The organism is Phyllobacterium sp. TAF24 (assembly GCF_052113785.1).
Lineage (GTDB): Bacteria > Pseudomonadota > Alphaproteobacteria > Rhizobiales > Rhizobiaceae > Phyllobacterium.
On sequence record NZ_JBFRDN010000010.1, the window covers coordinates 118,347 to 132,236 of the forward strand.

General features: G+C 54.9%; 17 protein-coding genes. 8 read left to right on the forward strand and 9 right to left on the reverse strand.

Annotation, left to right across the window (positions count from 1 at the left end):
- Positions 1 to 10 precede the first annotated feature (10 nt).
- Complete coding sequence (gene panB / locus AB4Y96_RS11195) at positions 11 to 826, forward strand: 3-methyl-2-oxobutanoate hydroxymethyltransferase (RefSeq protein WP_441917357.1); 816 nt, start codon at positions 11 to 13, stop codon at positions 824 to 826.
- Between the two features lie 3 nt (positions 827 to 829).
- On the opposite strand, the gene AB4Y96_RS11200 is transcribed toward panB, so the two are convergent.
- From AB4Y96_RS11200 to ygfZ, 6 genes are all read right to left on the reverse strand, one after another.
- Complete coding sequence (locus AB4Y96_RS11200; protein ID WP_441917359.1) at positions 830 to 1,153, reverse strand: HigA family addiction module antitoxin; 324 nt, start codon at positions 1,151 to 1,153, stop codon at positions 830 to 832.
- 81 nt (positions 1,154 to 1,234) lie between these two features.
- Entirely contained in the window at positions 1,235 to 1,747 is a 513-nt protein-coding gene (locus AB4Y96_RS11205; RefSeq protein WP_441917361.1) for a cupin domain-containing protein, read from the reverse strand.
- A gap of 15 nt (positions 1,748 to 1,762) precedes the next feature.
- Positions 1,763 to 2,725, reverse strand: coding sequence for an NUDIX hydrolase (locus AB4Y96_RS11210; RefSeq protein ID WP_441917363.1), 963 nt, complete (start codon positions 2,723 to 2,725; stop codon positions 1,763 to 1,765).
- Complete coding sequence (locus tag AB4Y96_RS11215) at positions 2,722 to 3,249, reverse strand: tyrosine phosphatase family protein (RefSeq protein ID WP_441917365.1); 528 nt, start codon at positions 3,247 to 3,249, stop codon at positions 2,722 to 2,724. Before AB4Y96_RS11215 ends, AB4Y96_RS11210 begins: the two co-directional genes overlap by 4 nt.
- Before the next feature lie 5 nt (positions 3,250 to 3,254).
- Positions 3,255 to 3,887 carry a YfbR-like 5'-deoxynucleotidase gene (locus AB4Y96_RS11220; protein ID WP_441917367.1) on the reverse strand — a complete coding sequence of 211 codons (633 nt, stop codon included), beginning with the start codon at positions 3,885 to 3,887 and terminating at the stop codon, positions 3,255 to 3,257.
- Between the two features lie 229 nt (positions 3,888 to 4,116).
- A complete protein-coding gene (gene ygfZ / locus AB4Y96_RS11225; protein ID WP_441917369.1) occupies positions 4,117 to 4,968 on the reverse strand; it encodes a CAF17-like 4Fe-4S cluster assembly/insertion protein YgfZ in 852 nt (283 codons plus the stop codon).
- A 76-nt stretch (positions 4,969 to 5,044) separates the two neighbouring features.
- On the opposite strand from ygfZ, the gene AB4Y96_RS11230 reads away from it, so the two are divergent.
- Entirely contained in the window at positions 5,045 to 6,382 is a 1,338-nt protein-coding gene (locus tag AB4Y96_RS11230) for a dihydroorotase (protein ID WP_441917371.1), read from the forward strand.
- On the opposite strand, the gene AB4Y96_RS11235 is transcribed toward AB4Y96_RS11230, so the two are convergent.
- Positions 6,370 to 7,158, reverse strand: coding sequence for a PhzF family phenazine biosynthesis protein (locus AB4Y96_RS11235; RefSeq protein WP_441917372.1), 789 nt, complete (start codon positions 7,156 to 7,158; stop codon positions 6,370 to 6,372). The two genes, AB4Y96_RS11230 and AB4Y96_RS11235, sit on opposite strands and share 13 nt — an antisense overlap.
- 170 nt (positions 7,159 to 7,328) lie before the next feature.
- On the opposite strand from AB4Y96_RS11235, the gene AB4Y96_RS11240 reads away from it, so the two are divergent.
- From AB4Y96_RS11240 to AB4Y96_RS11265, 6 genes are all read left to right on the forward strand, one after another.
- Complete coding sequence (locus AB4Y96_RS11240) at positions 7,329 to 7,709, forward strand: hypothetical protein (RefSeq protein WP_441917373.1); 381 nt, start codon at positions 7,329 to 7,331, stop codon at positions 7,707 to 7,709.
- 72 nt (positions 7,710 to 7,781) lie between these two features.
- Positions 7,782 to 8,246 (forward strand): hypothetical protein, encoded by a 465-nt coding sequence (locus tag AB4Y96_RS11245; protein ID WP_441917375.1) that lies wholly within the window; start codon positions 7,782 to 7,784, stop codon positions 8,244 to 8,246.
- 117 nt (positions 8,247 to 8,363) lie between these two features.
- Positions 8,364 to 9,032, forward strand: coding sequence for a DsbA family protein (locus AB4Y96_RS11250; RefSeq protein ID WP_441917376.1), 669 nt, complete (start codon positions 8,364 to 8,366; stop codon positions 9,030 to 9,032).
- Between the two features lie 190 nt (positions 9,033 to 9,222).
- Entirely contained in the window at positions 9,223 to 9,900 is a 678-nt protein-coding gene (locus AB4Y96_RS11255; RefSeq protein ID WP_441917378.1) for a DUF3857 domain-containing protein, read from the forward strand.
- Complete coding sequence (locus AB4Y96_RS11260; protein ID WP_441917380.1) at positions 9,897 to 11,099, forward strand: transglutaminase-like domain-containing protein; 1,203 nt, start codon at positions 9,897 to 9,899, stop codon at positions 11,097 to 11,099. The genes AB4Y96_RS11255 and AB4Y96_RS11260 overlap by 4 nt, the downstream gene beginning before the upstream one ends.
- 442 nt (positions 11,100 to 11,541) lie before the next feature.
- Positions 11,542 to 12,438 carry a DMT family transporter gene (locus AB4Y96_RS11265; protein WP_441917382.1) on the forward strand — a complete coding sequence of 299 codons (897 nt, stop codon included), beginning with the start codon at positions 11,542 to 11,544 and terminating at the stop codon, positions 12,436 to 12,438.
- Positions 12,439 to 12,534: 96 nt separating this feature from the next.
- Here AB4Y96_RS11265 and AB4Y96_RS11270 read toward each other — a convergent pair whose 3' ends face one another.
- Positions 12,535 to 13,401, reverse strand: coding sequence for a sigma-70 family RNA polymerase sigma factor (locus AB4Y96_RS11270; protein ID WP_441917384.1), 867 nt, complete (start codon positions 13,399 to 13,401; stop codon positions 12,535 to 12,537).
- On the reverse strand, positions 13,388 to 13,843 hold the full coding sequence (locus AB4Y96_RS11275; RefSeq protein ID WP_091880391.1) for a carboxymuconolactone decarboxylase family protein: 456 nt from the start codon (positions 13,841 to 13,843) through the stop codon (positions 13,388 to 13,390). Before AB4Y96_RS11275 ends, AB4Y96_RS11270 begins: the two co-directional genes overlap by 14 nt.
- Between the last annotated feature and the right edge of the window lie 47 nt (positions 13,844 to 13,890).

Consider the following 13,890-nt stretch of genomic DNA (forward strand, 5'->3'; position numbering starts at 1 on the left):
GGGGGACGCAATGAGCCAGGAAATCATCATTCGCCGGGTTACTGCCCCTGAGATACGCGCGCGCAAGGGCGGAGAACCCATCGTTGCACTGACATCCTACCATGCCAATACGGCGCGGATTGTTGATAATCACGCAGATATTCTGCTCGTCGGCGATAGTCTCGGCATGGTGCTCTATGCCATGGATTCCACCCTTGGCGTATCGCTCGACATGATGATCATCCATGGCCGGGCGGTGGTGCGCGGGTCCAAACGCGGTATGGTTGTCGTGGACATGCCTTTCGGCAGCTATGAGGAAAGCCCGGCGGTGGCGTTTCGCAATGCGTCGAGAGTGATGCAGGAAACCGGCTGCGGCGCGGTGAAGATCGAAGGCGGCGTGCGCATGGCCGAGACGATCCGGTTTCTTGCCGAGCGTGGCATTCCCGTCATGGCGCATATCGGCCTGACTCCGCAATCCGTCAACACGCTCGGCGGTTTCAAGACGCAAGGGCGCGATACGGCCCTCTGGCCATTGATCAAGGCGGATGCGAAAGCTATCAGCGATGCCGGAGCCTTTTCCGTGGTACTGGAAGGCATTGTCGAGCCGCTTGCGGCAGAAATCTCGCGGGAAATCCCCATTCCAACCATCGGCATTGGCGGATCGCGGGAATGCGACGGCCAGATCCTCGTTTTGGAGGATATGCTGGGCTACAATCCAAAACCGCCCAAATTCGTCAAAGTATATGGAACAGTCGGCGCCGGCATCGACGCCGCAGTGAAAGCCTATGCCGACGATGTTCGCACACGGACATTCCCCGGCGATGAGCATGTTTATATGCTGAAATAGCTTTCAGGCCGCGCGGATCGTTGGGATGTTGCTGACATCCACGTCCCGCTCCACATGCCAAGCATCATAGGCAGCCTGCATGCGAAGCCACACAGCTGCCCCATCACCGAAAGCCTTGCCAAGCCGTGCAGCAACGGCAGGCGAAACGGGTTTACGCTCCCCGATAATGTCATAAAAGTGCTGTCGGGATATACCAATAAGCTTGGCAATCTCCGCCTTGGTTTTCCCCGTCGCCGGAATAATGTCATCAAGAAGCGCACCCGGATGTGACGGACAACGAAGTTGAATTCTCGTAGCTTTAATCATGCTCGTCGACATCTCGGACATGCCCTTAAACACCTCTGTTACTGAGAAGTCTGCCAATAGCGAGAAGGCCAGTCAATTCGACATTCGTCGTATATGCCGAATCTATTTCTTCTTGTTCGTATCGGCGCCCTGCCAGTATTCCATTGTCGCTGATTTGTCGTAACCTTCGCCTGTGAGCCGCACGCTAACACGCCCGGTTTCCGGGTAGACGATCACATCATGCGGGTTCTTTTCGCCGATAATGAGGAAGCGGCAGGATGCATCGCTGTGATTGTAGAAGGAATGCCCGGCCTTCTGGCCTGCCGGGAAGCAGACATAATCGCCGGTTTTTACGAGATAGGTTTTCTCACCAAGCTTGAGCGTCATTTCGCCCGCGAGGATCAGCGCCTGCTCTTCCTCAAGCATATGGTAGTGGTTGAGGGTGGACTCCATGCCCGGCGCCAACTCTTCCATGGCAACGCCCACATGGCTCGCACCACCAAACCCCGATAGATAGCGGGAGCGTGAGCCGTAGCGGGTGTTCTCCGACCAGTTTTCCCAAGGCACGTTTTCTACGGAAAACGGCTCAAAAATGCCTTCCGCGTTCACGGATGTGGGTTTTGGCTTGTCAGTCATTCTATCTCCTATCTCCTATCCCCGTCCGCCGACGCGCAGGCCGGCGACACTACGCTCTTCCAGCACATTGTGCCTGAAACGGTAAAGCGCGGCGGGTCTGCCGCGTGCCTGTGTCTGTTCAGCGCCTGTTGGTTCAACCAGTTCGGTGCCTTCCACCAGACGGCGGAAATTCTGCTTGTGCAGGTGACGGCCGGATATGGCTTCGACGGTTTCCTGCAAGGCGGTGAGTGTGAATGTTGGTGGCATCAGCTCGAAAACCACCGGGCGGTATTTCAGCTTGGCGCGCAGCCGTGAAATCGCTGTCGCCAGAATGCGCCGGTGGTCGAAACTCATCGGCAGGCCGAGATTGCCCGATAGTGCAGGCGGGTCGGCGCGCCCGTCACGCACAGCCTCCCCAACAAGACCTGCCTCGTAGAGCAACTCATAACGCTCCAGCACCCGCTCTTCATCCCAGACAATGCCTTCATCGCCAAAGGCCAGCCTGATACGGCTCATGCGCGCGTGGGAATTGCCCGGTTCTGCCCATCGGCGTAGTGTTGGACGGATCGTGTCATCAATCATGGTCGGCTTGCCACCGCGCCAGTCTTCCCATGGCAGGAACGAATACCAGCTGCGCCAGCGCGCGCCGGATTTGCGCAAGGCATCCCGGTTTTCGTCGGTGATCCGGGTCAGCGCCAGATAGCCGACAGAAACGATATGCAGGTCGCGATCCTCAGCGGTTTTGTGCCTGCCGCGGTCGCCGAATGTGTAGAGCTGTTCGACATAGCCAAGCCGCAAGGGTGTCTGCTCGGCAACCCATTCGCGCAAGCCGGTCTCGAATGTGCGGTGAGCCAGCGGATTGAATGGGCCAAACGGCAATTCATCCCGCTGCGCATCATCGCTGGCCGGTGTCGTCAGGATAAGCGGATCATTGTCGGCGACTGCAGCAATGGCAGCACTCAGATTGATCTCGACAGCATTGGGCGCAGCTGTTGTCATCGCGGCTGGATCACCACAAGCGGTAAGCTAAAAGGCGTGCCTTCAAAAGCTTCTTCGCCCCGGCCAATGGCCTTGATAGCATCGACCATACGCCCCTTGCGGCCAAGAATATCATCGGCAAGTGCAATCAACCGGCTGTTGGGCGTGGCTGATGGCGCATTCCTGCGCAGGGTTTGCGCCAAAAGTGTTTCATCAAGCTCAGGGTTGAGCGCCAGTGCGGTAATATAGGCGCCAGCCGTGGAGCGCGATATGCCGGCATAGCAGTGGACGAGCAGTGGCGTCTGGCGATCCCATTTTTGGCCAAATGCAATGAGGCTATGCACATGATCAATGCCGGGTGGCGTCATGCCATCTGCCGGTTCGACAATATCGTTGAAACCAAGAAACAGATGCCGCCCTTCGGCAATTTCAACCGGTCGCTCAACCGGCGTGCCCATATTGATCAGCGTCACCATATCGCGCGCACCGGAACGCGTCGCCGTTTCGGCGAGGCGGGAAAGGGGAGTGACGATGATATGCGGCATGGCCTTCACCTTCTGCTGGCGCGTTGTGATTCCAATACAGCAAAACGCTGCAAAAAGGCATTCTGCGCATTCTGGGTTGCCATGGCGGTCAAGTCGAGACCCTGCGGGTCGATTCCGCGTGGACGGCCAAAGAAAAGCACAGCTTCCGTCTCGGCAAAACCCGCAAGCCTGGTAGCCTCGAAATAGGCGGCTATGGCATCCGCCCGCTTGATCAGGCTGCGCAGATTTTGCGTGACCGCAGGCGGCAGGGCAAAGCGCAGATGGATGGCCTGCTGCAAACGCAGCTCCACGCTCTTGTAGTCGCCGCCCACCACAGCCTTGAAGGGTGAAATCATGTCACCGATCACATATTCAGGCGCATCATGCAGAAGGGCTGCAAGGTGGTGCTCGACCGTTGCATCCGGGACGATCATCCCGAAAATCTGCTCAACCAGCAGAGAATGCTGCGCCACCGAATAGGCATGATCACCGACGGTCTGGCCATTCCAGCGGGCAACACGCGCAAGCCCTTGTGCAATGTCTTCGATTTCAATGTCGAGCGGCGAGGGATCAAGCAGGTCCAACCTTCGGCCTGACAACATCCGCTGCCATGCCCGCATGTCATTTCTTGATGTTTTAGGTGTCGCCGCTTTGGGCATGGATTCTCCCGGTCTGATTTGTGCGTGGTAGGTGGCTGGTGGTGCATGGTTCCGTGGTTCGTGGTTCGACAAGCTCACCATGAGGGCCCTTCGACAGGCTCAGGATGAGGGGAGCTTTATTCTGCAATCTTTGCGATTATCGTTGCATCCCCACTCTCCCTCATGGTGAGCTTGTCGAACCACGAACCACGCTCATGCAACCCACAGCAACGCACCATAGATTCTGAGCTTAAGCCTCCTGGGTCGTCACCGGAAATGTAAAACGGTGTTCGGGCGGAATGGCAAGCGTCAGCGTTGTGTCTCCTGACAGGATCGGCGTACCGGCATCCGCAGCATCTTTCACCCGGTCAATGCGCACGAGCGCCAGCCCGGCATTGCCAACCACGCTGCCAACTGTTCCGATATCGCGCCCGTTGGCGGTTATTGCAGTGCCTGTTTCGGGCAGATTGGCATTTCCCGATGCGATCAGGACGCGCCGGCGTGCCGTGCCGCGATGCTGCATGCGCGACACCACTTCCTGCCCGATGAAACAGCCCTTCTTGAAGGAAACGCCCGATATCTGGTCCAGATTCACATCATGCGGGAAAGCATCGCCAAGAGCATAGTCGAAGGGTGCTTCCGCCACGCCGTGCGCGATGCGCAGCGCCATCCATTGTGTCTCATCGGCGGTGGGTGCGGCCTCGGTGCCATAGTGGCGGCGGACATTCAGGGCATCGGGAAAGCGGCGGTCATGCACGCTTGAATCATTTTCTGAAGCGCCTGACTCATTTCCCCATGAAACCCGGATAACCGATTCCGGCCGCACGGTAATTTGCACTTTGGCGCGCAATTTATAGAGGGTCAGCCGCTTGGTTAAATCGCTGACAGAGGTTTCCAGCGTGTCGAGTAACAAACCGTCCGCTGTGCGGGCGACAAGAAACTCAAACAGGATTTTCCCCTGAGGACTAAGCAGCGCGCCGGGTTTCAGATCGCCCTTGTCGAGGTCATCGAGATCGGTTGTAATCAGGTTCTGCAGAAATTTTTCTGCATCGTCCCCGGTAACATCAAGAACCACTCTTCCGCTTAAGTTTGCCGATGGCATCGCTTCACCCTTGCCTTTCCTGTCACCGTTACGTAAGCCGCAAGTGAAGGGTTCGCAAGGCAGGAATGGAAAGCACATGGCTCAGACGTTCGATACGATTTTCAGAAGCGGAATGGTTGTCAATCAGGATGGTATGGCCTTGCGCGATATCGGCATCACCAATGGCCGTATTGCTGCCATCGGCAATCTCGGCGGTGCTTCCGCCGGAGAGATCATTGATGCGACGGGCCTGCATATTCTGCCGGGTGTGGTCGACAGTCAGGTGCATTTCCGCGAGCCCGGTCTTGAGCATAAGGAAGATCTGGAAAGCGGCTCGCGCTCGGCGGTTCTTGGCGGCGTCACCGCTGTCTTTGAAATGCCCAATACCAAGCCGCTGACCACATCGGCTGATACACTTGAGGATAAGGTACGGCGCGGCCATCACCGCATGCATTGCGATTTTGCCTTCTGGGTTGGTGGCACGCGCGACAATGCCAAAGATGTGGCCGAACTTGAACGTCTGCCCGGCGCTGCCGGTATCAAGGTGTTCATGGGTTCATCCACCGGCGACCTGCTGGTTGAGGATGATGAAGGCGTTGCCTCGATCCTGCGCAACACGCGCCGCCGCGCTGCCTTCCATTCGGAAGACGAGTTCCGCCTGCGCGAGCGCGAAAGTTTCCGCATTGCCAATGATCCATCATCGCATCCGGTCTGGCGCGATGAAATCGCCGCGCTTCAATGCACGCAGCGGCTTGTCCGCATCGCCCGGGAAACGGGCGCGCGCATCCACGTCCTGCATATTTCCACGGCAGAAGAGATTGATTTTCTGGCTGATCATAGGGATGTGGCAAGCTGTGAAGCCACGCCGCACCACTTGACCATGGATGCCAGCCAGTACGCCACGCTTGGAACGCTGTTGCAGATGAACCCGCCAGTGCGCGATGCCAGACATCGTGATGGCATCTGGAAGGGCATCGGGCAGGGGATCGTCGATGTGCTCGGCTCCGACCACGCGCCGCACACGCTGGAAGAAAAATCAAAGCCTTATCCGGCATCACCCTCGGGGATGACCGGCGTGCAGACACTGGTGCCGATCATGCTTGACCACGTCAATGCCGGGCGCCTGTCTATCGAGCGCTTTGTCGATCTGAGCTCCCATGGCCCCAACCGCCTGTTCGGCATGGCGCGCAAGGGTCGCATCGCCGTTGGCTATGATGCAGACCTGACCATCGTCGACATGAAGCGGCGTGAGACAATCACCAATGCACAGGTTGGCTCAAAGGCGGGCTGGACACCCTATGACGGCAAGACTGTCACCGGCTGGCCTGTTGGTACGATCATTCGCGGCATCAAGGTAATGTGGGACGGCGAAATCGTTACGCCATCGCAAGGTGAGCCAATCCTGTTCGGCGAAGCATTGGGTCAGGGCAGATAAATCTGCGCTTTCATGAAGGTGACCGCCTGACCTGTGATCAGCACGCGGTCGCCTTTCAATTCGCACAACAAATGTCCGCCGCGGCTGGAGCGCTGGAAGGCTGACAGCTTTGTCTTGGCGAGCTTCTCCGCCCAATAGGGCACCAGTGTCGCGTGGGTGGAGCCGGTGACAGGATCTTCGGGAATCCCGGCGAAAGGCGCAAAGTAGCGCGAAACAAAATCATGTTCGTCGCCTTTGGCCGTCACAACAAGTCCTTGCCCTTGCAGTTTCACGATTTCCGCTAGGTCAGGGATAAAGTCGATGACGGCTTGCTCATTGGCCAACTCGACAAACATATTCTCGAAATTGCGAAACGCCTCAATTGGCCCACTACCAAAATTGGCTCTGAGCGGGGCAGGAATATCTGTCACTGTTTCAGGCGGAAAACTTGGAAAATCAAGCTGATAACCGGTATCTTTGGGGTCAACCCGCAGCGTTCCAACGCGCGTTTCGAATACAAGCTGGCCTTTCGTGCCAAGTTCATGAACGAGAACGTGCGATGTTGCCAGCGTGGCATGACCGCAGAACTCCACCTCATGCACAGGCGTGAACCAGCGCAGGTCAAATCCTCCGCCATTGGGCCGCACAAACGCCGTTTCAGCCAGATTGTTCTCGCTGGCAATGTTTTGCATGGTTGCTACAGGCAGCCAGTCCTCCAGCACCAGCACGGCGGCCGGATTGCCGCGGAAAAGCTCTGAGGTAAAGGCATCGACCTGATACATCGTCAGTTCTGGCATGGGGATTCCGTTCTGTGGGCGACCGCACAATCGGCGTTATGCTTTCCGCTGGTTTTATATAGGTAATACTACGAATTGGCACTTTGAATATGCAAAGCTAGGTTACCGGTACGAATGGCGTCAATCGCCATGCCAAGCGTATCCAACTTTTGACTTATCAGGAGATGCACATGCGTGAATTGACAATGGAAGAAACTCGATTTGTATCCGGTGGTGGCAATCTCGATCGGGATTCGGGCTATTCCAAAGGACAATTATCGGGCGGTACGAGGTCCAGCGCCACGGCAAAAGGAGTCGGTAAGGGAGCGGATGGCGGTGCGATAATGGATCACACCTTAGAAGCGGCGAAAAATCCTGGCAATAATCCGGGGTTTTGGAACTCTTGGACCGGCAAGACACTAACTGCAGTGGGAAATGCCTTTAAAACGAACGGAACGCCTGATTTCAGCCAATACAATGCCATGGGCGACTATTCAGGAAGGTCCAGCGAAAACACCAGTCGCGCAACGGGTCTGCGTACAAGCGACCGGTCTTATAATCGTCCGCACTGATATTGGCGAATGATCTGGTAAGGGAGAGCGGCGGCAGTTCTTGCTTTTCATGGAGTCAGTTTATTGGAGTTCGTGTCAGAGCACATACTAATTTTCGTTCTTGCCGGCGTGGAAGAACTGATAAAAGCCTATTTGGTTGTATTGTTCCGGGATACGAAATTCAAAATAGCTTCCTACTTTGTCACTCCAGTAGGGGAGGGATTGCTAAATCTCTCTGAGATTCATCAACACGCACTCAGCTTGGGCGCTTCTACAGTCGTCGCTTTGCTGACAACAATATCTGTTGTTGTCAGTGTCTCGTCGTTACATGTCTTCACGTCCTTGGCTTACGCCAGATCGCGACGGATCTACGTCACGTTAGCCGCGATGACCTCAATCCATGCGTTGTGGAACGTTACCGTAAATAACCTGCCGACATTCGAACTTGCAGGCTACACGTTCGTACCGTGGCTGTTGGCTGTGGCTGCAGGTCTGCTGATCTACCTCTGGTGTCTTCTGGAAGATAAATGGGTCGAAGGAGAACTGAACCCCAAATGATAATGCGCGGATTCCGCGATCGTAGAGTTGCATTGGACATTCCTGCGATCTTTGTCTACTTGCGTTAGCCACTCTACACCGGCAATTTGCCGGACTATCAAAGAGAAAGAATCATAAATGTTGAATCGGCGGAATGCTATGTTTGTTGGAGCGGCCATGGCGTTCGCAGCGAATTGTACAACGCTTTCAGCAATGGCCGCTGGCGAGGCAATACCTGAACCAGTAGGCAGCGTCGACGTGGCCACGCTCATGCAAACGGGGCCACTCGAAGATATGGTCATGGGGAAGGCCGATGCTCCCGTGACCATCATCGAATATGCCTCGATGGGATGTTCACATTGTGCCGATTTTACAGCGCACACTCTGCCGGCGATCAAGGCGAAATACATACATACCGGCAAGGCAAAGTTGATCTTCCGGGAACTCCCGCTGGAGTCACGCTCAACCGGCATCTTCATGCTGGCGCGCTGCGTGACCAAGGAGCGCTATTATCCCTTTATCGAGACGCTGTTTGGTCATCAGGAACAATGGCTTCAGATCGCCGATATAAAGGGCTATCTGCTGCAGACATCAAAATTGGCGGGTCTCACAGAGGAGCAATTCACCGCCTGTCTGGCCAATCAGGACCTTCTGAACAAGGTGAATGCCGGGCGGGAGCGTGGGCTCAAAGAGTTTGGCATCACCGGCACGCCGACATTCTTCATCAATGGCAAAAAATATGTCGGCGCTCTCTCGCTTGCCCAGATGTCGGCAATTATTGAAAATGAGTTGGCGTCACCCCGGTAATACATCGCCGTTACCGACTTGTATCCTTGGGGGTAATGAACAGGTGAGACGTCGGGGCCGGGGATGATCAGGCCCGGTAGATCAAACCGTATAGGTATGATTACCAATTGGCGTCTTGCCGATGGGCAAATAAGTTGAGCGCATTACTTATGGGCACAGCGCCCATCAAATGCGTCAAGGTAGATCATTCATGGTAAAATCAATACCAATTCTGGCGCTGGCCATATCCGTGCTTTCCGCATCGGCTTTGGCAGCGGACAGCACTCCCGCAGTCAAGGAAGAAGTCATATCCGCCTTCGATACGATTACGGTGCAAGCGGATGGTCGTTTCGTCAGTGAATGGGAAACAAAACGCCGCCTGCTTGATGCAAGCGGACGGGACAAGCTGGCGACAAAGACGTTTCGCTTTAATGATCAACTCTCAACTCTCGATGTGATAGAGGCTGAGACGATCAAGGCCGACGGGCGGCACGTACAGGTGCAGCCGGATCAAATTCGATTGCAGGAAGATCCGGCCGCCACAGGCATGCCATTCTTCAGCACAAGCAAGCAGAAATCCATTATTTTCCCCGACATCGAAGTTGGCGACACCATTCATTATCGTGTTCGCAAAACACAAACAGAATCGGATTTTCCTGGAAACTTTGCCTATTCCGATTCTTTCAGTCCCGATGAACGCGTGCTGGCTTACAAACTCGTGCTCAAAGCACCGCAATCCCTCAATTTACGCAGTGACGTGAATGCGATGAAAGAGGTGCGCGAGACCGATGCAAATGGCGACAAGCTGTGGAGCTGGACTTTTGCACAGCCTGATGTTCGTGCGTTTGATGACGGTAAGACGGATGTTTTATCAACAGTCCGCATGTGACAGTCACGACATTTGCAAATTGGGAGGCGATTGCCCACGCTTATCAGGCCCGGGCCAACGACAAGGTTGCGGTAACGCCGGATATTCAAACGCTTGCAGACAATTTGACGAGGGGAGTTTCAGACCAACGGGAGCAAACCCGCATACTCTATGATTGGGTGAGGGGCAATGTTCGTTACGTCGCATTGTATCTGGCTCAGGGCGGGTATGTTCCTCATGTGGCCGGCGATATTCTGCGAAACAGATATGGAGACTGCAAGGATCATGTTGTTCTGCTGGAGGCTCTTCTTAAGGCGAAGGGCATCGATAGTCATGGTGTTTTGATCGCGTCAGGAAAGCTGTACAAACTGACGCCGGAAGCGATCCCTGACTATTTCGACCACATTATCAATTATGTACCGGCGCTTGATCTTTATCTCGATTCAACGGCGCAATATCTGCCATTTGGTGGGCAGGCCTATTGGCTGGCCGGCAAATCTGTCCTGCATGTTGATGCGTCAACCGGAACCAGAACAACGCCAGCAATGACGGCGACGGATAATAAAATGTCGACGTCTTTGACTGTATCCATTGGGTTGGATGGATCAATCAACGGCAAGGTGAACGAAATATCGCATGGTAGTATTGCATTTGACCGTCGTTCCGCTGTCGCGAGTGTGGACCCCCTCCGGCGTTCCGACGCGATAAAGCAATTGCTGGCGCGCAATGGTTTGAACGGAAAGGGTGAGTTTACGGCCGGTGACCCTTCCAGTGATGATATCGGCTATCCAATCGATATCGGTTTCTCTGCAGAACAGACAGGACTTGATCTTGCCAATCCCGAAGCTTTGCCGATCGAGATGCCTATGGCGCTCGGATATTCGATTGCTGACATGACGAGTTTTGCCAATGATCTTGCTGAGCCGCATTATGGCACTGCTTGTGCTGCAAGCGACCTCACGGAGACCTATGACATTACGCTTCCCAAAGAGGTCGCTATCCAGTTTCTTCCAAAAGACCTGTCCGTTGACGATGGCCCTATTCAATATCGCTCCACATACAAGAAAGACGGTCAGAATATCAGGGTCAACCGCCACTACATTATGTCTATCGATAAGGGCTATTGCACTCCTGACGAAGTCGAGCACATGAAAAAGACGGCGATCATCATACGTCAGGATCTGCAGCGAAAAGTGATGCTTGCTCCTTTGAGCAATTGAACTATGGCACTTGCGCGAGATTTCATGGTTGGTGTTCCGATCATGGAGTCTCGCCGTTCACGTCGGTTTCCGCGTGTGCCCGGTTCACTGTCTGAATGGCCAATCAGGATCTTTTGAACAAGGTGAATGCTGGGCGGGAGGCAGGCCTTTTACGGCATAAATATTACGACTAATTGATAATCGACAAACATGAATTGCCTGTTCATTCTAGATGCCTGCGTGTTTTGTGGCCGACATATTTCAGGGTCGCGGCGCATGGATGTTTTTAAATCTGATTTGATCAAGATCATAATTGTGGAGCGAGAAATATGCGGGAATTGACAGCCGAAGAGTTGTACTGAGCGGTGGCTGCAAGGACTTTTGGTGAATGCAGGTTTCCGCAAGACCGCGCCCTGTCGGGGGATTCCGATAATAACGTGCTTTTCATTTGAGCGAGTGTCCAATGTCCAAGAACAAGTTTTGGAACTACGCTGGTCTTCATTTTGCGCTTCTGAGTTGGGGCGCGGCGGGCATCACGTCCAACCTCATGACGATCCCGCCTGCCGGGATCGTCATCTACCGGGCGTTCATAGCAACCATTGCGCTAAGCATTTTCAACCGGATAACAGATGCGGGGCGGGGGACCTCGATCCGTGACAAAATTTACATGGTGTTGACGGGCATGATGATTGGTCTGCACTGGTGGGGTTTTTTCACGGCGATCAAAGTCTCAACAGTGTCGATTGCGCTTGTTTGCATTTCGTCAGCGCCGATCTTCGTGGCGGTCTTGCAGCCGTTCATTGAGAAAGTTCCGATTAAGCCATCGCAAATCGTGCTCGGCGTGGTGTCGGTTATCGGTATAGGTTCGATGTTCAAGTTCGAAAGCCAGTACCAGCTTGGCATCTTGATCGGTTTGGCGGCTGGCGCGATCGATGCCGTTTATTCGGTCATGACGTCGCGGACACGGGAAGGCATTTCGAATACCTATGTTACGCAAATGCATATGCTCGGAGCATTCTTGATCGTTTTCGCCGTCTACCCTATGTCGGGTGGCTCGTTTCAGTGGCTGGTTCTTGAGACGAATGTCGATTATTTCGGTGTCATCTTTCTTGGCCTGGTCTGCTCAGCGGTCGCGATGTCTTTGTATGTCCAAAGCATTCAAGAACTGTCCGCCTTCACCGCCACACTTTCGCTCAACCTCGAGGCCGTCTATGGGATCGCGCTGGCTCTGATGATCTTTGGTGAGCGTGAGTATCTCTCTCCGGGATTTTATGTTGGCGCTTCATTGCTCGTGGGCAGTGTTGTGACGGACGCTGTTTTGCGCGTCAGGTCACAGCAACCGGTCGTTGATGCCGTATGACTCTAGGATCGCAATGCCCTGCGTAAGAAAAAGCTACTCGCCGCGGATACGCGCCCATCACAAGCAATCAATGCGCGTTCCCAGTGACAACCCACCTCAATTCGCAAATGCGATATGCCCAAGCTTTTCCGGATTGCGGACGATGTAGATTGCCTTGATCTTTCCATCCTCGATTTCAAGCGCCGTGGTTTGCAGCAGACCGTCGGCCTCACGCGTGACATAGCCGGGTAGGCCATCGATCAAACCGCGATGCACAATCGGCGGTTGATGATATTCCTCCCGGCGGGAAACACCGGCGAAGAAGCGTGAAACCTTGTCCAGCGTGTAAACGGGGTTGATCGCCGAGGGACGAATGCCGCCGCCATCGGTGTAGAGCGTCACGTCATCGGCAAGCAGCGCCTGCAGGGTTTGCGTGTCGCCGCTGCGTGAGGCGTTGAAAAAGGCTGAAGCAATGTCCTTACCGTGCTCGTCCGAGACTGGAAAGCGTGGCTTTGCCGTCTGCACATGGGTGCGGGCGCGGCTGGCAAGCTGGCGGCAGGTCGCAGGATCGCGGCCAATGGCTTCCGAAACCTGATTGAAATCCTGACCGAAAACATCGTGCAGCAGAAAGGCGGCGCGTTCCAGCGGCGAGAGGCGCTCCAGTGCCATCATCAGGGTGAGGGTGATGTCGCTGTCAGCCTCTTCTTCGCTTGGATCGAAAATGGGTTCCGGCAGCCAGCTCCCCACATAGGTTTCCCTGCGGACACGCGCGGATTTCAGATGATCGAGACAAAGCCGCGATATGGTGCGCACAAGGAAAGCCTCCTCGCTGCGCACCTGCGACCGGTCGGCCTGGTACCAGCGAATGAAACCTTCCTGCACAATATCCTCAGCCTCCGCGACTGACCCGAGCATGCGATAGGCAATGCGGATCAGCCGAGGGCGCAGACGATTAAACGTTTCCGTAGCGTCAGGCTGGGACACGGGATTTGTCTACCGGATGGACAGAGCGGAACCCGACAGAGATCCGGTTCCATGCATTGATGGTCACGATCAGCATGGTAAGCTTGACAATCTCCTCCTCGGTGAACTGCGGCTTGAGAGCCTCAAAGTCACTATCAGGTGCATTGGTCTGGGCGACAAGCGTCAAGGCTTCGGTCCAGCCGAGAGCAGCGCGCTCGCGGTCACTATAAAGCGGCGATTCCCGCCAGGCATCAAGCAGGAACAGGCGCTGGGTGGTCTCGCCGTTTTTGATTGCATCCTTGGAATGCATGTCGATGCAGAAGGCGCAATGGTTGATCTGGGAAGCCCGCATCTTGACGAGTTCAATCAGGCTGTGTTCCAGCCCGCTCTTCACAACTGTTTCTTCCATGGCAAGCATCGGCTTCATAACGGGATAGTTATAAGGGTTCAATCGGGCTTTCATCATCAGTCTCCTTGTTTGGCATTCAGTTGCCTGCACACAAGACGAGA

Bases quoted from the DNA above. Each gene is read 5' to 3' on its own strand.
- AB4Y96_RS11265 (WP_441917382.1), top strand. From the start codon at position 11,542: ATGTCCAAGAACAAGTTTTGGAACTACGCTGGTCTTCATTTTGCGCTT.
- AB4Y96_RS11240 (WP_441917373.1), top strand. From the start codon at position 7,329: ATGCGTGAATTGACAATGGAAGAAACTCGATTTGTATCCGGTGGTGGC.
- AB4Y96_RS11220 (WP_441917367.1), bottom strand. From the start codon at position 3,887: ATGCCCAAAGCGGCGACACCTAAAACATCAAGAAATGACATGCGGGCA.
- AB4Y96_RS11250 (WP_441917376.1), top strand. From the start codon at position 8,364: ATGTTGAATCGGCGGAATGCTATGTTTGTTGGAGCGGCCATGGCGTTC.
- AB4Y96_RS11205 (WP_441917361.1), bottom strand. From the start codon at position 1,747: ATGACTGACAAGCCAAAACCCACATCCGTGAACGCGGAAGGCATTTTT.
- AB4Y96_RS11230 (WP_441917371.1), top strand. From the start codon at position 5,045: ATGGCTCAGACGTTCGATACGATTTTCAGAAGCGGAATGGTTGTCAAT.
- AB4Y96_RS11275 (WP_091880391.1), bottom strand. From the start codon at position 13,843: ATGAAAGCCCGATTGAACCCTTATAACTATCCCGTTATGAAGCCGATG.
- AB4Y96_RS11215 (WP_441917365.1), bottom strand. From the start codon at position 3,249: ATGCCGCATATCATCGTCACTCCCCTTTCCCGCCTCGCCGAAACGGCG.
- AB4Y96_RS11210 (WP_441917363.1), bottom strand. From the start codon at position 2,725: ATGACAACAGCTGCGCCCAATGCTGTCGAGATCAATCTGAGTGCTGCC.
- AB4Y96_RS11255 (WP_441917378.1), top strand. From the start codon at position 9,223: ATGGTAAAATCAATACCAATTCTGGCGCTGGCCATATCCGTGCTTTCC.
- ygfZ (WP_441917369.1), bottom strand. From the start codon at position 4,968: ATGCCATCGGCAAACTTAAGCGGAAGAGTGGTTCTTGATGTTACCGGG.
- AB4Y96_RS11200 (WP_441917359.1), bottom strand. From the start codon at position 1,153: ATGTCCGAGATGTCGACGAGCATGATTAAAGCTACGAGAATTCAACTT.
- panB (WP_441917357.1), top strand. From the start codon at position 11: ATGAGCCAGGAAATCATCATTCGCCGGGTTACTGCCCCTGAGATACGC.
- AB4Y96_RS11235 (WP_441917372.1), bottom strand. From the start codon at position 7,158: ATGCCAGAACTGACGATGTATCAGGTCGATGCCTTTACCTCAGAGCTT.